The organism is Kitasatospora purpeofusca, assembly GCF_042691725.1.
GTDB lineage: Bacteria > Actinomycetota > Actinomycetes > Streptomycetales > Streptomycetaceae > Kitasatospora > Kitasatospora purpeofusca_B.
Genome location: NZ_CP170483.1, coordinates 2,318,947 through 2,340,544 on the forward strand (window position 1 = coordinate 2,318,947; position 21,598 = coordinate 2,340,544).

Below are 21,598 nucleotides of genomic sequence, written 5' to 3' on the forward strand. Positions count from 1 at the left end.
CTCCTAGTGGACACGGTCCAGCAAGTGACGGACCAGTCTGATCAATGCTTCGGCGGAGGACTTCTCGTCGCGGGCGTCGCAGGTGACCACGGGGGTGTCGTCCAACAGGTCCAACGCCTCCCGCAGGGCGGCCTCCTGGTAGACCGGCGTGCCGTCGAAGCGGTTGACGGCGATCGCGTAGTCGAGCCCGTACTGCTCGATCAAGTCGATCACGGCGAAGGAGTCCGCCAGCCGGTCGGGGTCGACCAGCACCAGCGCCCCGAGCGCGCCGCGTGCCATGTCCTCCCACATCTGCACGAAGCGCAACTGCCCGGGGGTGCCGAACAGGTACAGCACGACGCGGTCGCTGAGGGTCAGCCGGCCGAAGTCCATGGCGACGGTCGTGGTGGTCTTGCTCCTGACCCCCTTGAGGTCGTCGACCTCCTCCCCGGCCCGCGTCATGGTCTCCTCGGTGGAGAGCGGGGTGATCTCGGAGATCGAGCCGATGAAGGTGGTCTTGCCCACCGCGAAGTGCCCGACGACGAGGATCTTCACGGCGGTCTGGTTGGCTCCGCCGCGAACGTAGGCCCGCTCATCCAAACTTGGCCTCAAGTCCATTCAGCACCTCCTGAAGGATGCGCGTGTCCACCAGGGAGGCACGCGCGACGGGCGGGCGGACGAGAAGGTAGCCACCCTCGGTGAGGGCGGAGAGGAGGATCCTCACCACGCCCAGGGGGAGCCGGGTGTGTCCGGCGATCTCGGCCACCGTGAGGTAGCCCGCGGCACATAATTCGAGAAGGCCCTGCTCCTCCGGGGAGAGCCGGCGGGTGGGGCGCTGCTGTTCGTCGCCCGCCGCCGTGACCAGGGTGACCAGGGAGAGCTGCTCGTCGTCGGGCAGCCCCCGCCCCTTGGTGATGACGTACGGTCTCACCAGGGGCGGGGCGGCGTCGTGCGCCTGCTCGCCTGGGGTGGTCATGGGCGCGCGCCGAGGTTCTCGCGCGGGGGCGCCATGAGCGCCTTGCCGAGCTGGCCGACGAGCTGCTGCATCCGGAAGGTGATGTCCGCCATGTCGACGTCCGGGGAGGCCGAGACGCCGAGGTAGGCGCCCTGGCCGGCCGAGATGAGGAAGACCCAGCCGCCGTCGAACTCCACCAGGGTCTGCCGCCACTGCTGCTGGGAGCCGTTGCAGAAGAAGGCGAGCGAACGGCTCAGCGACTGCACCCCGCTCATCCCGGCGGCGACCCGGTCCGCGTCGTCCTTGCCGATCTCCTTCGTCCGGGCCATCAGCAGGCCGTCGGCGGATATCAGGACCGCGTGCAGGGCGCCGGGGATCTCCAGGGCGCTGTCAAGCATCCATGACAGATCGTTGTTCACGGGTACTCATGTCCTTCACTGCTTGCAGCGGTTGCGCCGCTCGTCGTTTCGGCGGCCTCCGGACTCGTCGCCCGGCCGGACTGGGTGCCTCGCTGGAAGGCGCCCATGATCGCCGCCGTCTCCGCGCCGGAGCGGGCCTGTGCCGCCGGGGCCTGACCACCGGGGGCCGGGGCGCCGAATCCCTGGGCACCGAGCCCCTGGGTACCGAATCCCTGGGTACCGAAGTCCTGACCGAAGTCCTGGGCTCCGACCGGGACCGGCTCGGCCGGCACGACCGACATCGGCCGCTTGCGGCGCCGCTTCGGCAGGCCGTCGGTGCCGGTGGCGGCCGCTACCGGCGCGGCCTCGAACGGATTGCGGACCGCCTCGGCGCCGCCGACGGGGCCGGCCGGGGCCGGCTTGTGCTCCGGCATGGCGGTGAGGAGTTCGTGCGGCAGGAGGAGCACCGCGCGCACACCGCCGTAGGGGGAGGAGGAATCCACCGAAGCCTCGAAGCCGAAGCGCTCGCTGAGCACCCCGGCCACCGCGAAACCGAACTGCGGCGGGTTTCCGAGCGAGGAGACGCCGGAGACCCGCTGGCTCGACAGGAGCTTTTCGGCCCGGGTGCGCTCCTCGTCGTTCATGCCGATACCGGCGTCGTCGACGACGATGCAAACACCCTTCGGCACGGTGCGGATATTGATTTCCACCATCGTGTCGGGGCTGGAATAGCTGGTAGCATTGTCGAGCAGTTCAGCGAGTGCCAGCGCCACCGGTTCGACGGCCCGGCTGGTGATTCCGTAATTGACCTGGGAGAGAATCTCCACCCGCCGGAAATGCCGAATGCGGCCCTGCGCGCTGCGGACCACGTCGTAGATGGACGCCACCTCGCGCTGCCGGCCCAGCCAGCCGTCGCACAGGACCGCGATCGACTGGGCACGCCGCCCGAACTGCGAGTTCGTGTGGTCGATCTCCAGGAGGTCCTCCAGGATGACCGAGTCGCCGTACTTGGTCTGCAGTCGGGAAACGACCAGCTGCTGTTCGGCGGCGAGGCCCTGAAGGGTTCGCATGGCGGACTTGAGGACCGTTTTGGTCTCTTCGTCGGCGCGCACGTGAGCCGCCTCGACGGATTGCGAGAAGTCGCTCTCCAGCGCGGCGTAGTGGGCTCTGAGCCCCTCGGCCTCCTCGCGCGCCGACGCTGCTGCCCGGCGCTGGAGGACAATGACGGCGATTGCGCCGAGGAGGACAACGAGAAGAGCCCAAAGAATGGGATTCTGCAGGGAATGCGTCATAGGACTCTCTTCGGGAGAGTGGAGGCCAGCTGCTGAATTACCGTCAAAGCGGGGTGGACCGGCGGACGTCCGCGTCGGGGTCGCCGCCCGGACTGTCCTGTGAACATTCCGTCTCACACCCGCCCGATCCCCCCGGCAAGCGCCGTGATCATATCATCGGATGAAACGTCCCCTCCGCAGCCTGCCACCAGGGCCGTCCAGTTGACGTGCGCTCAGTTCGCCCCGCAACCAACACCGCCCCCCGGGCGCTGCGGCGCCCATTCGACCAGACCATGACACCGTGGGCAAACGCCCTGCTCCCGCTGCTGATGGAACGCGGGTCGCCGGCGGCCGGGTTCAGCGGGGAGGATCGGCCGGGTTCGGCGGAGCGGCCGGGTTCGGCGGAGCGGCCGGGACGGGCGCCCGGGAGGCGCGCCGTTCGCCGAGACCGCGCAGCAGCTCGCCGACGACGAACGCCGTCACCGCGGTCACCAGCAGCAACGGGAGCAGGTTGGGCGCCTCGGCCCCGAGCAGGGCCGTCGCCAGCACCGTGCTGGTGACCGGCAGCCGGGTGACCGCCGTGGCAGAGGCCGCGAGGCCGACGGCCAGGCCCGGCGCGGTGCCGAGTCCCGGCAGCGGGGCGCAGGCCACCCCGAGGGCGGCGCCGATCAGCAGCGCCGGGAAGATCGGACCACCGCGCAGACTGCCCAACGCCACGCCCCAGGCCGCCGCCTTGCAGAGCGTCAGCGCCAGCAGCGCGAACACCGACCAGGCCGCCGGGTCCGCCGCGAGCGTCCCCAGGGTCGCCTGGCCGGAGAGCGCCGCCTCCTGCGGCGACCGGCCGGTCAGCAGCGCGTACCCGGCGATGCAGGCGCCGACCGCGACGGCGCACACCACGGTGCGCACCGCCGTCCGCCGCGCGGTCGGGGGCGGCGCGGCACGCCCGGGGGCGCCGGTGGTGAACACCTTGACCCGACGGCCCAGCGTCTGCCCCGCCACGCACACCGCGGTGACGGCGGCGGCGACCGGCAGGCCCCACAGGAAGTCGCCCGCGTCCGGGACCCCGCTGTGCGGCACCGAGGGCAGCGAGAGCGCGCCGATGGACAGTCCCGTCCAATGGCCGAAGCCGGTGAACACCAGCGCGCCGACGCCGCTGGCCAGCAGGCACGGCATGATCAGCAGCAGGAGTTGCGGCCCGCCGAGGCCGGCCGCCTCGATCATCATCACGGCGGCCACCAGGGGGCTGCCGAAGATGGTGGAGATCGCCGCCGTCGAGCCCGCCGCACCGAGCACCGGCACCAGCTGCGGCCGGGCCGCGCGGCGGGCCGGGCGGACGGCGAGCAGCGCCAGCCCGCCGCCCATCGCCATCAGCGGCGCCTCCGGGCCGAGCACCGCACCGAGCGGCAGGCAGGCGAGGGCGGCGAGGACGACGCCGGGCACGGCCTTCGGCGGGGTCGGCGGGCCGCCCAGGCCGTCCACCGGGACATGGCCGCCGCGGCCGGGCAGCCGGGTGACGACCGGGGCCAGCAGCAGGCCGGCCAGCAGCAGCGCGGGCAGCGGCCACCACCAGGGCGCGCGGTCGTGGCCGAGGGCGTCGGGCAGGCTCTCCCAGACCCAGTGCTGGAGTTCGTGCTCCAGGCCGACGAACCAGAAGGCGGCCAGCGAGACCGGGACGCCGAGCAGCGCGGAGACCAGCAGCAGGCCCAGGTAGCCCTTGGTCAGCAGGACCTGGCGCAGACCCGGGGCGGGCCCCGTCCTCGGCGTCGGGTCGTCGTCGCCGCCGCTCGGACCAGCGCTCGGCTCGGGCATCGTCCGCCTCCGTCGCGTTCCTCGCGCCGGTCCCGCCCCGGCCGCGTCCTGCGACCGAGTCTCGCCCGCGCCCGGGGGGCCCGCACGTAACCACCGGTGCGGCCGCGCCCCGATTGCGCCTTCGGGGTGAGTGACGGCGGGGTGAGTGACGGTGGAAGGGGCTGCGGCGGTCAGTCCTGGCGGATCTGCCGGGCGTCCCCGAGAGCGCTCTCGATGCCCTGCACCATCCGCCACAGCGGCGCCCGGCGGCTGGCGACCAGCACCACGACGTCGTCCCGCTCCCCCGGCCCGGCGCCCTCGGACGCGCCGCCACCGCCGCCGGGGCGCTCGCCCCAGGTGTCGGTGACGAAGGACATCGCGCGGTCCACCTCGGCCACCCAGTCGCTCTCGCCGCCCGACCGCAGCCAGGCGCGCAGGGCGTGGTTGTGCGCGGCCACCACGGCGGCGGCGACCACGTCGGCCCGCAGCGGTCCGTCCGGGCGCCCCGCGAAGCGGCCGCGCAGGTAGTGCGCGAGGGTGTGCTCGTAGCGCCACACGACGGACAGCTCGTAGGCGCGCAGGCCCGGGACCTTGCGGGTGAGCCGGTAGCGCTGGACGGAGAAGGACGGCTGCTCGGCGTACATCCGCAGGACGAGCCGGGCGGCGTCACCGGCGTGCCGGACCGGGTCCTCCTCACCGGTGCCGGATTCGAGAAACTCCGTCATGTCGGCGAGGCCGCGCTCGTGGTCGGGGAAGACCACGTCCTCCTTGGCCGGGAAGTAGCGGAAGAAGGAGCGCCGGCCGACTCCGGCGAGCGAGACGATGTCGTCGATCGTGGTCTGCTCGAAGCCGCGTTCCAGGAAGAGCTCGAAGGCGGCGGCGACCAGCGCCTCGCGCATCGCGGGCTTCGGCTGCCCGTCGTTCATGGGCTGGTCCTGTTCTTCCTTCTCGCTCATTCCCGGAACATAGCATCGGCCTCGAACACCTGGACCGGGCCGCGGACGGCCGGCCCGGGTGCCCGGGGCGTCGGCGGGTTACGGCAGGTTGCGGGCCATCACGATGCGCTGGATCTGGTTGGTGCCCTCGTAGATCTGCGTGATCTTCGCGTCCCGCATCATCCGCTCCAACGGATAGTCCCGGGTGTACCCGTACCCACCCAGCAACTGCACCGCGTCCGTCGTGATCTCCATCGCCGCGTCCGACGCGAAACACTTCGCCGCCGCACCGAAGAACGTCAGATCCCCGTCCCCCCGCTGCGACCTCGCCGCCGCCGCGTACGTCAACTGACGCGCCGCCTCCAGCTTCATCGCCATGTCCGCCAGCATGAACTGCACACCCTGGAAGTCCCCGATCGGCTTCCCGAACTGCCGACGCTCCCGCACATACCCCTTCGCGTAGTCCAACGCCCCCTGCGCGATCCCCAACGCCTGCGCCGCGATCGTCACCCGCGTGTGGTCCAGCGTCCGCATCGCCGTCGCGAACCCCGTCCCCTCCGCACCGATCATCCGATCCGCCGGAATCCGCACATTGTCGAAGTACACCTCACGCGTCGGCGACCCCTTGATCCCCAGCTTCCGCTCCGGCGCACCGAACGACACCCCCGCGTCGCCCTTCTCCACCACGAACGCCGAGATCCCCTTCGACCGCTTCTCCGGATCCGTCACCGCCATCACCGTGTAGAACTCGGAGACACCGGCGTTGGTGATCCACCGCTTCACCCCGTTCAGCACCCAGGAATCCCCGTCGCGCACCGCCCGGGTCCTCATCCCCGCCGCGTCCGAACCCGCCTCCGGCTCCGACAGGCAGTACGAGAACATCCCCTCCCCACGCGCCAGCGCCCCCAGGTACTTCGCCTTCAACTCCGGCGACCCCGACAACTGCACCGGCAGCGACCCCAGCTTGTTCACCGCCGGGATCAACGACGACGAGGCGCACACCCGCGCCACCTCCTCGATCACGATCACCGTCGCCAGCGCGTCCGCCCCCGCACCCCCGAACTCCTCCGGCACATGCACCGCGTGCAGGTCGTTTCCCCGCAACGCGTCCAACGCCTCCTGCGGGAACCGCCCCTGCTCGTCCACATCCGCCGCGAACGGAGCGATCTTCGCCTCGGCCAGCGAACGCACCGCCGCACGGAGCATCTCGTGCTCCTCGGAGATCCGGAAGAGATCGAAGTCCTGACTCATGGTCGGCCACTCCTGTTTCACGACGTTCAAGACGGCACTCAGTACCCTTCATTATGCACGTGCACGACAAAAAGGGAACTCAGTGCCTTCACAGGATGGTACTGAGTTCCCTATCCTTTTTTCCGGCGGAACCGACGAGCGCAGGGAGATGACACCGTGGTCCACGCAGCCATCGACGCCCACACCGAGAGCGCCCCGCTGTACTTCCAGCGCTGCGCCTGGTGCCGCAACCCGACCTTCCATCGGCTGCTCTGCCCCACCTGCGGCTCCACCGACCTGCGGCTGGAGCGCAGCGAGGGCACCGGGGTGGTGCGGCGCTGCGCCGTCGAGCAGGCCCGGACTCCGCTGGCCCGGCAGAAGTCGCTGATCCGGATGGCCGAGGGGTTCGACGTCTGGTGCATCGTCAACGGCCTGCGCTCCACGGTGCCGGTGGGCACCCGGGTGCGGCTCACCGCGGCGACCGGGACCGAGCAGCCGGAGCTGACGGTGCTGTCACCGGAGGAGCCCGCGCGGACGGTGCCCGCCGAGCCGCGGCCGCTGCCGCCGGCCCAGGGCGGGTTCACCCAGCACCTGGCGGCCTTCGCGGAGTAGCGGGAAAGCGCGGCGAGGGCGTGGCACCGAGTACCCGGGGTACTCGGTGCCACGCCCTCGCGGTGTCCGGACGGATCAGGCCTTGCGGGCCTTGACCTCGGTGGTGAGCTGCGGCAGCACCGCGAAGAGGTCGCCGACGACGCCGTAGTCCGCGAGCTCGAAGATCGGGGCCTCGGGGTCCTTGTTGACGGCCACGATGGTCTTCGAGGTCTGCATGCCGGCCCGGTGCTGGATCGCGCCGGAGATGCCGTTGGCGATGTAGAGCTGCGGGGAGACCTGCTTGCCGGTCTGGCCGACCTGGCTGCTGTGCGGGTACCAGCCGGCGTCGACGGCGGCGCGCGAGGCGCCGACGGCCGCGCCCAGGGCGTCGGCCAGCTCCTCGACGACGCCGAAGCCCTCGGCGGCACCGACACCGCGGCCGCCGGAGACCACGATCGCGGCCTCGGTCAGCTCCGGACGCCCGGTGGAGACCCGCGGGGTGCGCGAGACCACCTTGGCGGCGTTGCCGGTGAACGCCACGGTCACGCTCTCCACCGCGCCGGCCGCCGGGGCGGCCTCCGGGGCGACGGCGTTCGGCTTGACGGTGATGACCGCCGCGCCGTTGCTGACGCGGGAGTCGACGGTGAAGGCGGCCGCGAAGACGGACTGGGTGGCCACCGGGCCCTGGTCGCCGGCGCGCAGGTCGATGGCGTCGGTGATGATGCCGGACCCGATCCGCAGGGCGACCCGGGCGGCGACCTCCTTGCCCTCGCCGGAGGAGGTGACCAGCACCGCGGCCGGCCGCACCGCCCCGGCGATCTGCGCCAGGGCGTCCACCTTCGGGACGACCAGCAGGTCGGCGAACTCGGCGCCGTCGGCGACGTACACCTTCACGGCGCCGTACTCGGCGGCCTTGGCGGCCAGCTCGGCCGCCTTGTCACCGGCGCCGAGGACGACGGCGGAGGGCTCGCCGATACGGCGGGCCAGGGTCAGCAGCTCCAGGGCCGGCTTGCGGACCGCGCCGTCGGCGTGGTCGACCAGGACGAGGATCTCAGCCATTGCTCGATGTCTCCGTGATTCGTGGGACTGTGGGGATGATTCAGATGAACTTCTGGTCGGCGAGGAAGCCGGCGAGCGCCCTGCCGCCCTCGCCCTCGTCCTTGACGACCGTGCCCGCGGTACGCGCCGGACGCGCCGCCACCGACTCCACCGCCGTCCACGCACCCGCCAGGCCCACCCCGCCGGCCTCGATACCCAGATCGTCCAGGTCCAACGACTGCACCGGCTTCTTCTTCGCCGCCATGATCCCCTTGAACGACGGGTACCGCGCCTCACCCGACTGGTCCGTCACCGACACCACCGCCGGCAGCGCCGCCTCCACCAGCTCCGTCGCCGCGTCACCGTCACGACGGCCCTTCACCACACCGCCCTCGACCGACACCTCCGACAGCAGCGTCACCTGCGCCACCCCCAGCCGCTCCGCCAGCAGCGCCGGCAGCACGCCCATCGAACCGTCCGTCGACGCCATACCACCGACCACCAGGTCGAACCCGGTCCTCTCCAGCGCCTTCGCCAGCACCGCCGACGTCCCGACCGCATCCGACCCGTGGATGCCGTCGTCGTTCACGTGCACGGCCTTGTCCGCACCCATCGACAGCGCCTTGCGCAACGCGTCCTTCGCGTCGTCCGGCCCCACCGTCAGCACCGTCACCTCGGAACCCTCATGGGCCTCCGCGATCCGCAGCGCCTGCTCCACGCCGTACTCGTCCAGCTCCGACAGAAGGCCGTCCACGCCCTCCCGGTCGGTGGTGTGATCGTCCGAGAAACGACGGTCACCCGTCGCATCCGGCACGTACTTCACACAGACAACGATCCTCAAGCTCATGAGCGGTTCTCCTGGTACGGGTGCACTGGTCGGATGCACTGGTCCACGACCTCGTCCGCGCCGAGGGTACTGAGTGCCAGATCGGCCCTTGGCCCGATCTGGCCCGTCGGCCCTCTTCGACAGCCTCCGAGGCTCTCCGGAGAGAATACGGCACTCAGTACCCCTGGTAAAGGAACTCAGTACCCTTCCTGTCCTCCCGGGGCCTGCCGGGGTCCACCAGAATGTCCTGGCATGCCGCTGTCGACGCCGATCCGGGCCCCGGATCGGCCCGAGGAAGGGGAACAACATGGCATCCGCGGAGGTGCTGGTGGTCGTGCACACGACGGTCTACGGCCAGCGGCTGCGCGATGTCCATGCACTGCTCGAAGCCGACCTGCGGGTGCGGATCCGGTTCACGGTGGCGCCACACACGTTCAACCGGGGCGCGACGGCCCACGTCCGGCGGCTCGGCGGCGCGGTACTGCCATGGAAGGAGGCCGTCCGCCGGAGCTTCGACCTGGTGCTGGCCGCCGGTTCGCAGGGGCTGGAGCGGCTGCACGGCCCAACGGTCCGACTGCCACACGGGGTGGGGCACATCAAGCTGTCGCCGACGGGCGTCGGGGCCAGGCGGACCGTCGCCGGGCTCGGCCCCGAGTACGTCATCTGGAACGGACGGCTGGTACCCGCCGCGTACGCGCTCGCGCACCGGGACGACCGCACCGAACTCGGCCGAGGGTGCCCCGAGGCGCTGCCGATCGCCGAGGTCGTCGGCGACGCCGACCACGACCGGATCGCCGCCGCCCTCCCTTCCCGCGAGCGGTACCGAGCCTCACTCGGGCTACGGCCCGGCGAACGGCTGGTGCTGGTCTGCTCCACCTGGGGCAGCGGTTCGCTGTTCACCCGGCTCGACACCGTCCTGCCGCGGCTGGCCGCCGAACTGCCCCGCCGCGGCCACCACGCCGCGCTGCTGGTTCATCCCAACGTGTCCGCCGCGCACGGCCCCCGGGCGGTCCGTGCACGGGCGACGGCCGCCGCGCGCGGAGCGGTCAGTGTGCTCGGGCCCGAGAAGGACTGGCGGCCCCTGCTGGTCGCCGCCGACTTCGTCATCGGCGACCACGGCTCGGTCACCCTCTACGGCACCATGACCGGCGCGCCGGTCCTGCTCGCCGCGCACCCGCACCGGGACATCAACCCGCGCTCGCCCGGCGCGCAGCTCGCCCACACTGCCCCGGCGCTCAGCACGTCCCAGCCGCTCACCGCCCAACTCGCCCACGCCGCCGCGCAGTACCGGCGAAAGGACTATGCGGCGATCGCAGCCCGGATCAGCTCGGAACCGGGCCGGTTCGACCGCCGGATGCGACGGCTGCTCTACCGCGTCCTCGGCCTGGACGAGCCCGCCCACCCGCCCGCGCCGCCCGTACTGCCGCTGCCCGCGCCGCTGTGGCCCACGCCCGACGACGACCGGGTGGGCGCGCCGAGCGCCGCGGCGGCGACGCGGGCGGTGTCGGGGGCGTCCAGGGATTTGTAGAGGGCGAGGGATTCCCGCCAGCGCGCGGCCGCCTCGACGAGGTCCCCACGGGCTTGGGCGAGATCACCGATCAGTTCGAGGACGCGGGCCTCCCAGCGCCTCGCCCGGCCTTCACGGAACACCGCGAGCGCGTCCGCGTAGCAGCGGTGGGCCTCCTCATGGGCGCCGAGGACGGTGTGTGCCTGGCCGAGGAAGGCGAGCGCGCGGGCGGCCTCGTACACGGAGGGGACGGCGGCGAGGTCCCGGTGGGCGCCGGTGATGACCGGGACGGCCTCGGCGGCGCGACCCTGCTCCAGCAGGACGCCGCCGAGGGCGAGCCGGGCCAGCGCCGCACCCCGCCGGTAGCCGCGGGCCTCACGAAGGTCGGCCGTCCTGCGCAGACAGTCCGCCGCCTGGGCGAGCCGGCCCGCCGTACGGTGGGTCTGGCCGAGGCCGTAGAGGGCGTCGGCCTCGACGAACGCATCACGGGACGCGCGGGCCAGGTGGAGCGCCTCGGCGTACCACTCGGCGGCCTCCTCTCCCAGGTCGGCGTTGCGCAGACCGGCGCCGCCGGAGGTGAGCATCCGCAGCTCACCGTCACGGTGGCCGACCGACCGGGCGGCGGTACGGCCGATCCGGTGCGCCTCGACCCACAGCCGGGCGGGGCGCAGCCGCAGGAAGAGCGGCCACATGGCGTCGACCAGCTGCCAAGCGATGGCGGGGCGGCCGGTGGCCGCGGCCCAGCGCACGGCCTCGCCGAGCCGCTCGGTCTCAGCGTCGAGCCAACCGACCGCCGCGGTTTCGTCGGCGAACTGCTCGGCTCCGGGCGTCGGCCCGGTGGCGTAGTCACGGAGCAGGGTTCGGTGGCTCGGGCTCAACACGGCCTCCGCGGCCGTGGTGGTGGCCAGGTACCAGTCCAGGAGCCGGTCAACGGCCACCCGCCCCCCTGGCCGGTCGCGGATCTCGTCGGCGCGCGCCCGGGCGTGCAGCTTCGCCAGGCCGTGGAAACGGAAGCCGTCCGCCGTCTCCTCCAGCAGGTGGATGTCGATGAGCTGGTCGAGCAACTGCTCGGCCTCGGCCCGTTCCAGGTCGCCGAGCGCGCGGACGACGTCCACGGTGAAGACCGGGAAGGGCAGGAGTCCGAGCAGCCGGTACAGCCGGGCACCGTCCGCGCCCAGCACGGCGAAGGACGCGTCCAGGGCATGCCCTGCGCCCTCTCCCCCGACAGCGAGTGCGGCAAGCCGCCCGGACTCGTCGGCGATGGCCTCGGCGGTGCCGGAGAGCGACTGCGCGGGCCGGGCGGTGATCCGGGCGGCGGCGAGACAGACCGCCAACGGGAGCCGGCCGCAGCGCTCCACCACCAGGGCGGCGGCGGCCGGTTCGCGGGCTATCCGCTCAACGCCGGCCCGCTGGGCGAGCAGGTGTACAGCGGCCTCGCTCGAGAGGACGTCGACCGGCCGGAACACGGCGCCGTCTATGCCGAGCCCGGTGAGCCGGCGGCGGCTGGTGACCACGACCACGGCGTGCTCCGAGCCGGGCAGCAACGGGCGGACCTGGGCGGCGGTCGAAGCGTCGTCGAGCAGAACGGCGATCCGGCGTTCGGCCGCGAGCGAGCGCCAGAGCGCGGCGCCCTCGGCGAGGTCGCACGGCACATGCGCGATCGCGAAGGCCCGCAGAAAGGCTGCGAGCACCTCGGCGGGATCCACCGGCCCACCGTGGGCGTGGGCCCGCAGGTCGGCGAAGAGCTGGCCGTCCGGGAAACGGTCGGAATGGCGGCGCAGCCACTGGACCCCGAGGGCACTCTTCCCCACCCCAGCGGGCCCGGTGAGCACCACGGTCAGGTCGCCTGGCCCGGCCACGTCGTCCAACTCACGGTCCAGGTGGGCGAGATCCTCTCCCCGTCCGACCAGTCGACGCGGTACGGAGGGGAGCTGGCGGGGCACCGGGAGCCACGAACCGGGAGGTGGCGGCACGGCGGCACGGCCGTAGACGGTCAGGCCGTGGATCTCTCCGGCCTGGACGACCGCACCGGAGACCTCGGCGTCGGCAAGGGAGTTGCGTGCCACGCAGCGCGGCTCGCGCCGGTCCGACTCCACTGGCTCTCCCTGTCCGCAAGGCGAAGGACGGACGAGGAACGGAGGCGGCCGCCTTCGAGCTCGTCGAACCATCACTGATACCACGTGACATGACGTGTCGTCAGTCAGACGTCTTCGATGCGGCACGGCGGGGCCGGTGCGGTTCGCACCGGCCCCGCCGTTCGGGGTCAGGGGGCGGTCAGGGGGACGGCGGCTTCGGGGGTGAGGATGCGGGCGGTCAAGGTCTCCTGGAGGTACAGGTTGATGGTGTCGGGGGTGTGGGAGAGGTAGCCGACGCTGACGTCCTGGCCGAGGTGGAGGGCGAAGTCGCCGCCACGGGTGGAGAGGAGGAGGGCGCCCTCGATGGCGGGGGCCCAGATGAGTTCGCCGTCGAGGAGGCGGGCGATGTGGCTGGCGACGGGGTAGCCGTGGTCGGAGGTCTCGTTGACGGCGGTGTAGGCGTCGGCGCCGAGGAGGAGGGCGTAGGGGCCGCCGACGCCGGCCAGGCGGAGGGTGGTGAGGGCGCGGCTGACGGCCTCGGGGTACTCGCGGACGTCGGCGGGGAGCGGGACTGCGGGGTTGCCGGCGGCCGCGCGGATGCCCTCGATGGCGGCGGCGGGGTAGCCGTCGAAGACGGCGCGGTCCTCGGTGAGGGCGAGGGTGCGGGCGGCGTCCTTGACGGGCTGCCAGTCGGAGTCGCGGGAGCCGCGTTCGACGTCGTCCACGGCGGACCGGTCGAGCGCGAAGGGCACCCGGAGTTCGACCAGCGGCCGCACTTCGCGGGCATGGGCCTGGACGCCCGGGCCGGGCGGATCGATGGCGGTGAGGTGGCCGGTGCCGACGGCCGCGAGGGCGGCGCCGTCGGGGCCGCTGAGGTCGACGACGCGGCGGCCGGCGAGGTGGAGCGTGAAGGTCTGCCGGGCCTCCTCCTCGATCTCCGTCCAGGCCGCGGCGGAGACGGGGGCGAGTTCGCGGTGCAGGTTGTTCATGACGCGGGGGTGCCTTTCAGGCTGCCGATGGCGAGGGAGCCGTCGGAGGAGGCGGAGGAGGCGGAGGCGGGGACGCGGGAGATGGAGGCGGCCGGCGCGGGCGGCGGGTCGTCCAGGAAGTCGGCGGTCGGGACGTGGAAGAGGGTGCCGGTGGCCGCGGTCGAGAAGTCGAGCAGACGGTCGTGGGCGCCGGGCGGGCGGCCGACGAACATGTTCTCCAGCATCTCCTCGGTCACCGCCGGCGTGCGCGAGTAGCCGATGAAGTACGTCCCGAACTCCCCGCCCCCGGCGAACGAGCCGAACGCCATGTTGAACCGCATGATCTGCCGCTCCTCGCCCTCCGGGCCGGTGACGGTGGTCAGCGCGACGTGCGAGTCGGCGGGCTTGACGTCGTCGGCGAGCTCGATGTCGGTGAGCTTGGTGCGGCCGACCGCGCGTTCCTGCGCCTCGACGGGGAGGCGGTTCCAGGCGTCCAGGTCGTGCAGGTACTTCTGGACGATCACATAGCTGCCGCCCGCGAACTCCGGGTCCTCCGCGCCGATCAGGACGGCGTCGGCCGCCGCGCGGCCCTCGGGGTTCTCGGTGCCGTCGACGAAGCCGAGCAGGTCGCGGTCGTCGAAGTAGCGGAAGCCGTGCACGGCGTCGACCACGGTGGCGGCGCCGGCGAGGCGGTTGGTGAGCTGGCCGGCGAGTTCGAAGCAGAGGTCCATCCGGGCGGCGCGCAGGTGGAACAGCAGGTCGCCGGGGGTGGCCGGGGCCCGGTGGCGGGTGCCGGTGATCTCCCGGAAGGGGTGCAGTTCGGCCGGGCGGGGGCCGTCGAAGAGCCGGTCCCAGGCGTCCGAGCCGATGCCGGTGACACCGGTCAGGCCGGCCTCGGGGGCGCGGAAGCCGACCGCGCGGCGCAGGCCCGCCAGGTCGGGCAGCAGGGACCGGACGACGGGCTCGCCACCGGGGTCGATGGTGAGGACGAGGAAGATCGCGGCGGTGGTGAGCGGGGTGAGGACGGGCTGCGGCATCGGCGGACTCCGGTCTCCGGGGTCTGATCATCCGTACGATTACATCCCAGAGCGGACATTTCGGCACGGTCGGCAGGCCGAGGACCGGAGAGGGGACGGCCCCTCACCGGGAGGCGCCGGTGAGGGGCTTGGCGGGACGGTCAGGAGGGGACGGCCAGGACGGGGCGGACAGGACGGGACGTCGCAGGACGGGACGCTCAGGACGCGGCGCGACGGCGGCGCAGGCCGGACGCGGTGACGAGGGCGCCGAGGGCGACCGCCGCGACCGGGACCGCCAGGGCGGCCCGGAAGCCGTCCAGGCCGGAGCGGTCCGGGCCGGTGGCGGCCAGGTGGACGGCGGTGACCGCGGAGAGGCCGAGCGCCGCGCCGAACTGGAAGGCGGTGTTGAGCAGCCCGCCGGCCAGCCCCTGCTCCTCCTCGGCGACGCCGTCGGTGGCGGCGATGGTCAGCGGCCCGTAGGCGAGGGCGAAGGCCAGGCCGGTGAGGATCATGGTCGGGAACATCATCGGGTAGCTCCAGCCCGGGCCCACCGGCAGGAACAACGCGTAGGACACCACCGCCAGGCAGAAGCCCCCGAGAATCACCCGGACGATGCCGAACCGCTCCACCAGCCGGGGCGTGAGGGTCGGCGCGAGCACCGCGTCCACGCCGACGGCGAGCAGCGCGAGGCCGGTCTGCAGCGGGGTCCAGCCGCGCAGGTCCTGAAGGTAGAGGGTGACGGTGAACTGGAAGCCGAAGAAGGAGCCGGCGAACAGCAGCGCGCCGAGGTTGGCGCGCAGCAGCGGGCCGGAGCGCAGCAGGCCGAGGCGGACCAGCGGGGCGGCGGAGCGCCGTTCGACCGCGGCGAAGACGGCCAGCAGGACCAGGCCGCCGGCCAGCTCGGCGAGGGTCCGGCCGGCGGCGGCGTCCGGCTCGCCGATCCGCACCACCGCGTGGACCAGCAGCAGCATGGCGCCGGTGGCGGTGGCGGCGCCGGCCAGGTCGAAGCGCTCGCCGGGACGGCGGGCGGGTGCCTGGTCGCGCGGGAGCAGCGGCGGGGCGGCGAGCAGCAGGCCGCCGGCGAGCAGCACCGGGGCGAAGAAGACCCAGCGCCAGCTGATCGCGGTGAGCAGGCCGCCGGCCACCAGGCCGAGCGAGAAGCCGGCGGCCGCGGTGCCCGCGTAGAGGAGCAGCGCGCGGTTGCGGCGCGGGCCCTCGGCGAAGGCCGTGGTGATGATCGCCAGGCCCGCGGGGGTCATGAAGGCGGCCGCGAGGCCGGTGGCGAAGCGGGCCAGGATGAGCGTCCAGGGGGCGCCGGCGAGCCCGCCGAGGCCGGAGAAGAGGACGAAGACGGTGAGCCAGAGCAGGAACATCCGGCGGCGTCCGAGCAGGTCGGCGGCGCGTCCGCCGAGCAGCATGAAGCCGCCGTAGCCGAGGACGTAGGCGCTGAGCACCCAGCTGAGCGAGCCGGTGTCCATGCCGAGGTCGGCCCGGATCGAGGGGAGCGCCACGTTGAGCATGGCGACGTCGATGCCCTCCAGGAAGATCGCGCCGCACAGGACGAGGAGGACGGCGGTCTCGCGGCCGGTGAGCCGGGCGGACGGCGACGGCGGCAACGGGGGCGACGGGGGCGACGCCGGGGCGGCGGGCGTGCCGGTTTCGGGCACGGCTGAGGACGCGGACACGGAGGTCTCCTGGGAGTGCGCGGGGAGGCGGGGACGCCGGACGGGGCGGTTCCCCTTCATCCGGTCGGTTCCCTCTTGTAACCACCGGCCATCCTGAGGCAGCATCAGGAGCCATGGAAGAAGGCACTTTGAAGTCACCGACGCACTGCACGGATACCGGGGGCGACTACGACGTGCTCCAGTGGGACACCCGGGAGGACTGCGAGGTCCGGCAGATCCTCGACCGGATCGCCGACAAGTGGTCGCTGCTGGTGATCGCCCTGCTGGACCGCGGCTCGCTGCGCTTCACCGAGCTGCGCCGGGAGATCGACGGGGTCAGCCAGCGGATGCTGACCGTCACGCTGCGGCAGCTGGAGCGGGACGGCCTGGTGGAGCGGACGGTGCACCCGGTGGTGCCGCCCCGGGTGGACTACGCGCTGACGCCGCTCGGGCGGACGCTGCACGAGACCGTCCGCTCGCTGGTCGCCTGGACGCAGACGCACCAGCGCGAGATCGCGGCGGCCCGCGCCTCGTACGACGCCCGGGTGGGCTGAGCGTACGAGAAGGGCGCACCCGGCCTCCCGGGTGCGCCCCTTCTCGCGTGCGTGCGCCGCCGCCGTCAGACCCGCAGGGCCGCCAGCTGCTCGGCGAACGGGACCACCGTCTCCTCCTCGGACCCGCCGTCCGCCGCCGGCCCGCTGGGGGCGCGGCCGACGAGCAGCCCGGCGAGTTCGCCGGCGGCCCGGTCGATCCGGCCCGGGAGCCCGTCGGTGAGCCGGTCGCCCGTGCTGCCCCAGTCGTCGGTGGCCGCGTAGACCGCGGTCGGGACGACCACCGCGCGCAGGTAGCTGAACAGTGGCCGGACGGCGTGCTCCAGCGCCAGCGAGTGCCGCGCCGTGCCGCCGGTGGCGGCGATCAGCACCGGCTTGCCGGTGAGCACGTCGGGGTCGATCACGTCGAAGAACGACTTGAACAGCCCGCTGTAGGAGGCGGCGAAGATCGGCGTCACCGTGATCAGCCCGTCGGCCCGGGTGACCGCCTCGATCGCCTCGCCCAGCGCGGCGCCGGGGAAGCCGGTGACGAAGTTGTGCGCGATGTCGGTGGCGAGGTCGCGCAGCTCGATCACCGTCACGTCCACCTCGCGCCCGTCGCCGGCGAGCCGGCGGACGGTCGCGTCGGCCAGCCGGTCCGCGAGCAGGCGCGTCGAGGACGGCTTGCTCAGGCCGGCGCTCAGCACGACCAGTCGGTACGCGGTCACTTGGTCGCCTCCGTGTTCTCCTCGGTGTTGCGCTCCTGCTCCTTGCGGGCGCGGTCGGCCGCGACCAGCGAGGCGTGGGTCGGCGCGTCCGGCACGCCGGCCGGGCGGCCCTTGGCGAACTCCTCGCGCAGCACCGGCACGACCTCCTCGCCGAGCAGGTCGAGCTGCTCCAGCACAGTCTTCAGCGGCAGGCCGGCGTGGTCCATCAGGAACAGCTGGCGCTGGTAGTCGCCGAAGGTCTCGCGGAAGGTCAGGGTCTTCTCGACGACCTCCTGCGGGCTGCCGACGGTGAGCGGGGTCTGCGCGGTGAACTCCTCCAGCGACGGCCCGTGTCCGTACACCGGCGCGTTGTCGAAGTAGGGGCGGAACTCGCGCACCGCGTCCTGCGAGTTCTTGCGCATGAACACCTGGCCGCCGAGGCCGACGACGGCCTGCTCGGGGGTGCCGTGCCCGTAGTGGGCGAAGCGCTCGCGGTAGAGGTTGATCAGCTTCTTGAAGTGCTCCTTGGGCCAGAAGATGTTGTTCGCGAAGAAGCCGTCGCCGTAGTAGGCGGCCTGCTCGGCGATCTCCGGGCTGCGGATCGAGCCGTGCCAGACGAACGGCGGGACGCCGTCGAGCGGGCGCGGGGTGGCGGTGAAGGACTGCAGCGGGGTGCGGAAGCGGCCCGACCAGTCGACCACGTCCTCGCGCCACAGCTGGTGCAGCAGCGCGTAGTTCTCGATCGCGAGCGGGATGCCCTGGCGGATGTCCTTGCCGAACCACGGGTAGACCGGGCCGGTGTTGCCGCGGCCCATCATGAGGTCCACCCGGCCGTCGGCGAGGTGCTGGAGCACCGCGTAGTCCTCGGCGATCTTCACCGGGTCGTTCGTGGTGATCAGGGTGGTCGAGGTGGAGAGGATGATGCGCTCGGTCTGCGCGGCGATGTAGCCGAGCAGGGTGGTCGGCGAGGACGGCACGAACGGCGGGTTGTGGTGCTCGCCGGTCGCGAAGACGTCCAGGCCGACTTCCTCGGCCTTGCGGGCGATGGCGACGGTCGCCTTGATCCGCTCGTGCTCGGTCGGGGTGCGGCCGGTCGTCGGGTCGGGGGTGACATCGCCGACGGTGAAGATTCCGAACTGCATGCTGCTCACCACACTCCAGGTGGAATCCCGCAGGTGAAACCTGGCTCAGGATCCGGTCGTCAAAGTTTCAACCACTTTAGCATCCGCCACCCGGGTGTTATTCCCCTCCGCGCCCGGATGCCGTTCCGAGACCGCACCGGACCCCGGGGCCGCACCGGAATCCGGGACGGCACGGCGCCCCGGGACCGCGCGGCGGGCGCGCAGGGCGTCCGGGAGCAGGGTCAGCAGGCCCGCGGCGGCCATCGCGACCCCGAGCCAGAGGGGCGCGCGCAGGCCCCGGGCGTCGATGGCGAGTCCGCCGAGCAGCGAGCTGAGGATGACGCCCAGCGTGATGAAGGAGTTGTGGACGGTGTTCACCAGCGGACGGGCGTTGCCGATCCGCTGGACCCGCGCGGCCATCGCCGGGTTCATGGTGACGCCGACCAGCCCGACCCCGAGCAGCAGCCCGACCGCCGGCACCCGGAGCTGGGCGAAGAGCGCGAGGCCGGCGAGGAAGACGGTGTTCAGCGCCAGGCCGACCGCGAGCACCGGCAGCGCGTACCGGTCGGCGAGCCGGCCGACCACGGTGTTGCCGACCACGGTCGCCGCACCGTAGGCGACGAGCAGCAGCGGGACGGAGCCGGCCGAGAAGCCGGTGATCTCGGTCAGGACCGGGTTGACGTAGCTGAACAGCGAGAAGGTCGCGCCGATGATCAGGGTGCTGGTGACGAAGGCCAGCCAGAGCCGCCGGTTGCGCAGGGCGCCCAGCTCGGTGCGCAGCGAGCCGCCGCCCTCGGCGTGGTCGGTGTCCGGCACCCCGGCGACGGTGCCCAGCGCGACCAGCACGGTGAGGACGGCGATCGCCCAGAAGGCCGCCCGCCAGCCGAGGTGCTCGCCGATCACGGTGGCCAGCGGCAGGCCGAGCAGGGTGCCGAGCATCAGGCCGTTCATCAGCACCGCGATCGACCGGCCGCGCAGCTCGACCGGGGCCAACTGGGCGCAGAGCGAGATCGAGATGCCGAAGAACGCCTGCGCGGCGATGCCGCCGACCACCCGGGCGGCCAGCATCACCGGGTAGCCGGAGGCGGTCGCGGCCAGCAGGTTGCCGACCAGGAAGATCGCGAACAGCAGGAGCAGCGCGTGTTTCTGACGCATCCTCAGCAGCGAGACGGTGAGGAACGGGCCGCCGAAGGACATCGCGACGGAGAAGGCGGTGATCAGGTAGCCGATCTGCGGGACGGTCGCGTCGAGCCCCTCCGCCAGCTGCGGCATCAGCCCGGCGACGGCGAACTCACTGGTCACCATCGCGAAGATGCCGAGGGCGAGGACGTACACGGCACGTGGCACGGGAATACTCCCCCGATAGTTTTGGATTGATCAGTTCAAAATAAGGGCAGGCGAAAGCACCCGGACGGCCGGGCGGGCCGACGGGCGGCCGGATCCCCCCGGATCAGGGCGTGAGCGCGTCCACCGCGGTGGCGGCGATGGCCTCGACGACGGCCCGGTCGGCCCCGCCCTTGGCGCAGACCCGCATCCCGGCGATCACCGCGTTCACGAAGCGGGCCAGTTCGCCCGCCTCCCGGCGCGCCGCGATCTCACCGGCGCGCTGGCCCGTGTCGATCGCGGCCCGCAGCGCGGCGAGCCGCACCTCCTGGTCCCGCTCCAGCAGCGCGGCCGCCTCCGGGTCGCGCCCGGCCGGCTCGACGACGGTGTTCACGGTCAGGCAGCCGAGGCTGCGCCCGTGCGGGCGGTTCTCGAACTCCCCGTCGACGACCCGCGCGAGCAGGAGCCGGATCCGCTCCAGCGGGGGCAGCTCCGGATCCTCCAGCAGGGCGACCTGCGGGACGGTCATCAGCTCGTTGTAGCGGTCCAGCGACCTCCTGAACAGGTCGCGCTTGCTGCTGAACGTGTTGTAGATGCTGCTCCGCCCGAGGCCGGTCGCCTCGCAGAGGTCCTGGGTGGAGGTGGCCTCGTAGCCGTTCGCCCAGAACGCCCGCATCGCCGCGTCCAGCGCCCGGTCCTCGTCGAAGGTGCGCGGTCTCGCCATGGCAGCACCGTAGCCGTTTTGGACTGCTCGATGCAATACCGGTCCGGGGCCGCTCCCTCCCCCGGACGGCGGACGGCGGACGGCGCGGGACAATGGGAGGAGCCGGAAGCGGTCGGCCGGAGCACCCGAAGGGCGGCGAACCGATGGCGGCGTACATCGCGGTGAGCGCGCTGAGCCACGAGGGCCTGCTGCGCGAGCGGAACGAGGACAGCCTCACCGTCGGGCCGTGGACACTCTGCGCGACCGTCACCACCAATCCGCAGACCCTGCTCTTCCCGCTCGGCCCGCCCTGTGTGGTCGCGGTCGCCGACGGCCTCGGCGGCCACCCCGGCGGCGAGGTCGCCAGCGCCCTGGTCGCCCGGAGGCTCGCGACGGACGGGCCCGCGCTCGACGGCGAGGAGAGCGTCCGGGACGCCCTCCAGACCTGCAACCGGGACGTGTACGCGGCCGCCGGCGGGGATCCGGGGCTGGCCGCGATGGGCACCACGGTGGCGGGCCTGGTGGTGCTGGAGGACCGGGCCGTGGTCTTCAACGTCGGCGACAGCCGCGTCTACCGGATCGGCGACGGCACGCTGCGGCGGGTCAGCGTGGACGACAGCCCGCCGCTGCCGCCCGGACGGCGCACCACCTCGGTGGTCACCCAGACCCTCGGCGGCTCGCTCGGGCTCACCTTCGTCGAACCGCACGTCCGCAGCGCGCCGCTGGCCGTCGGCGACCGGTACCTGGTGTGCAGCGACGGGCTGACCGACCCGGTGCCGGAGGAGGAGCTGTCGGTGCTGCTCACCCGCCCGCCGGAGGAGGCCGAACGGGCCGACGGGCGGGCCGCGTTCGCGCTCTGGAGGGCCGCGATCGAGGCGGGCGGGCCGGACAACATCACGCTCGCCCTGGTGCGGATCGGGACATGACGGGGAGGGCCCCGGCGGTTCGGCGCCGGGGCCCTCTGTCGGTGCGG

At 72.8% G+C, this 21,598-nt stretch carries 20 protein-coding genes; 4 read left to right on the forward strand and 16 right to left on the reverse strand.

From position 1 onward, the window contains the following. Window positions 1-3: 3 nt before the first annotated feature. From ACFCLZ_RS09375 to ACFCLZ_RS09405, 7 genes are all read right to left on the reverse strand, one after another. Entirely contained in the window at window positions 4-597 is a 594-nt protein-coding gene (locus ACFCLZ_RS09375; RefSeq protein WP_380284343.1) for an ATP/GTP-binding protein, read from the reverse strand. Beyond that, complete coding sequence (locus tag ACFCLZ_RS09380) at window positions 572-955, reverse strand: DUF742 domain-containing protein (protein ID WP_380284344.1); 384 nt, start codon at window positions 953-955, stop codon at window positions 572-574. The genes ACFCLZ_RS09375 and ACFCLZ_RS09380 overlap by 26 nt, the downstream gene beginning before the upstream one ends. Then, on the reverse strand, window positions 952-1,353 hold the full coding sequence (locus ACFCLZ_RS09385; protein ID WP_376087089.1) for a roadblock/LC7 domain-containing protein: 402 nt from the start codon (window positions 1,351-1,353) through the stop codon (window positions 952-954). Before ACFCLZ_RS09385 ends, ACFCLZ_RS09380 begins: the two co-directional genes overlap by 4 nt. Further along, window positions 1,350-2,624, reverse strand: coding sequence for an ATP-binding protein (locus ACFCLZ_RS09390; protein WP_380284345.1), 1,275 nt, complete (start codon window positions 2,622-2,624; stop codon window positions 1,350-1,352). Before ACFCLZ_RS09390 ends, ACFCLZ_RS09385 begins: the two co-directional genes overlap by 4 nt. Window positions 2,625-2,960: 336 nt before the next feature. Beyond that, a complete protein-coding gene (locus ACFCLZ_RS09395; protein WP_380284346.1) occupies window positions 2,961-4,412 on the reverse strand; it encodes a chloride channel protein in 1,452 nt (483 codons plus the stop codon). A 170-nt stretch (window positions 4,413-4,582) separates the two neighbouring features. Next, window positions 4,583-5,347 carry a TetR family transcriptional regulator gene (locus tag ACFCLZ_RS09400; RefSeq protein WP_380284347.1) on the reverse strand — a complete coding sequence of 255 codons (765 nt, stop codon included), beginning with the start codon at window positions 5,345-5,347 and terminating at the stop codon, window positions 4,583-4,585. A 78-nt stretch (window positions 5,348-5,425) separates the two neighbouring features. After that, window positions 5,426-6,577 (reverse strand): acyl-CoA dehydrogenase family protein, encoded by a 1,152-nt coding sequence (locus ACFCLZ_RS09405; protein WP_380284348.1) that lies wholly within the window; start codon window positions 6,575-6,577, stop codon window positions 5,426-5,428. Window positions 6,578-6,733: 156 nt separating this feature from the next. Between ACFCLZ_RS09405 and ACFCLZ_RS09410 the strand changes: the two genes are divergently transcribed. Beyond that, a complete protein-coding gene (locus ACFCLZ_RS09410) occupies window positions 6,734-7,168 on the forward strand; it encodes a zinc ribbon domain-containing protein (protein ID WP_380284349.1) in 435 nt (144 codons plus the stop codon). A 75-nt stretch (window positions 7,169-7,243) separates the two neighbouring features. Here ACFCLZ_RS09410 and ACFCLZ_RS09415 read toward each other — a convergent pair whose 3' ends face one another. Both ACFCLZ_RS09415 and ACFCLZ_RS09420 read right to left on the reverse strand, forming a co-directional pair. Next, window positions 7,244-8,206, reverse strand: a complete 963-nt coding sequence (locus tag ACFCLZ_RS09415) for an electron transfer flavoprotein subunit alpha/FixB family protein (protein WP_380284350.1) — start codon at window positions 8,204-8,206, stop codon at window positions 7,244-7,246. Between the two features lie 40 nt (window positions 8,207-8,246). After that, window positions 8,247-9,032 (reverse strand): electron transfer flavoprotein subunit beta/FixA family protein, encoded by a 786-nt coding sequence (locus tag ACFCLZ_RS09420; protein WP_380284351.1) that lies wholly within the window; start codon window positions 9,030-9,032, stop codon window positions 8,247-8,249. 286 nt (window positions 9,033-9,318) lie between these two features. Here ACFCLZ_RS09420 and ACFCLZ_RS09425 point away from each other — a divergent pair, with 286 nt between their 5' ends. After that, complete coding sequence (locus tag ACFCLZ_RS09425; RefSeq protein ID WP_380284352.1) at window positions 9,319-10,539, forward strand: hypothetical protein; 1,221 nt, start codon at window positions 9,319-9,321, stop codon at window positions 10,537-10,539. A gap of 2,242 nt (window positions 10,540-12,781) precedes the next feature. Here ACFCLZ_RS09425 and ACFCLZ_RS09430 read toward each other — a convergent pair. The 3 genes from ACFCLZ_RS09430 to ACFCLZ_RS09440 all read right to left on the reverse strand — a co-directional run bounded on the left by ACFCLZ_RS09430 (window position 12,782) and on the right by ACFCLZ_RS09440 (window position 16,262). After that, window positions 12,782-13,582 carry a family 1 encapsulin nanocompartment shell protein gene (locus ACFCLZ_RS09430; RefSeq protein WP_380284354.1) on the reverse strand — a complete coding sequence of 267 codons (801 nt, stop codon included), beginning with the start codon at window positions 13,580-13,582 and terminating at the stop codon, window positions 12,782-12,784. Then, window positions 13,579-14,598, reverse strand: a complete 1,020-nt coding sequence (locus tag ACFCLZ_RS09435) for a Dyp-type peroxidase (RefSeq protein ID WP_380284355.1) — start codon at window positions 14,596-14,598, stop codon at window positions 13,579-13,581. The genes ACFCLZ_RS09430 and ACFCLZ_RS09435 overlap by 4 nt, the downstream gene beginning before the upstream one ends. 197 nt (window positions 14,599-14,795) lie before the next feature. Continuing rightward, window positions 14,796-16,262, reverse strand: a complete 1,467-nt coding sequence (locus ACFCLZ_RS09440; protein WP_380284356.1) for an MFS transporter — start codon at window positions 16,260-16,262, stop codon at window positions 14,796-14,798. Between the two features lie 113 nt (window positions 16,263-16,375). On the opposite strand from ACFCLZ_RS09440, the gene ACFCLZ_RS09445 reads away from it, so the two are divergent. Then, window positions 16,376-16,795, forward strand: coding sequence for a winged helix-turn-helix transcriptional regulator (locus ACFCLZ_RS09445; protein ID WP_380284357.1), 420 nt, complete (start codon window positions 16,376-16,378; stop codon window positions 16,793-16,795). Between the two features lie 65 nt (window positions 16,796-16,860). Here the strand turns inward: ACFCLZ_RS09445 and ACFCLZ_RS09450 are convergent, their stop codons facing one another. From ACFCLZ_RS09450 to ACFCLZ_RS09465, 4 genes are all read right to left on the reverse strand, one after another. Beyond that, complete coding sequence (locus ACFCLZ_RS09450; RefSeq protein ID WP_380284359.1) at window positions 16,861-17,499, reverse strand: FMN reductase; 639 nt, start codon at window positions 17,497-17,499, stop codon at window positions 16,861-16,863. Then, window positions 17,496-18,620 carry an LLM class flavin-dependent oxidoreductase gene (locus ACFCLZ_RS09455; RefSeq protein ID WP_380284360.1) on the reverse strand — a complete coding sequence of 375 codons (1,125 nt, stop codon included), beginning with the start codon at window positions 18,618-18,620 and terminating at the stop codon, window positions 17,496-17,498. The genes ACFCLZ_RS09450 and ACFCLZ_RS09455 overlap by 4 nt, the downstream gene beginning before the upstream one ends. A gap of 45 nt (window positions 18,621-18,665) precedes the next feature. Further along, window positions 18,666-19,946 carry an MFS transporter gene (locus ACFCLZ_RS09460; RefSeq protein WP_380284361.1) on the reverse strand — a complete coding sequence of 427 codons (1,281 nt, stop codon included), beginning with the start codon at window positions 19,944-19,946 and terminating at the stop codon, window positions 18,666-18,668. Window positions 19,947-20,049: 103 nt separating this feature from the next. Further along, window positions 20,050-20,646: a TetR/AcrR family transcriptional regulator gene (locus tag ACFCLZ_RS09465; RefSeq protein WP_380284362.1), complete on the reverse strand. Its 597-nt coding sequence runs from the start codon at window positions 20,644-20,646 to the stop codon at window positions 20,050-20,052. A gap of 143 nt (window positions 20,647-20,789) precedes the next feature. On the opposite strand from ACFCLZ_RS09465, the gene ACFCLZ_RS09470 reads away from it, so the two are divergent. Then, complete coding sequence (locus tag ACFCLZ_RS09470) at window positions 20,790-21,551, forward strand: PP2C family protein-serine/threonine phosphatase (protein WP_380284363.1); 762 nt, start codon at window positions 20,790-20,792, stop codon at window positions 21,549-21,551. Window positions 21,552-21,598 lie beyond the last annotated feature (47 nt).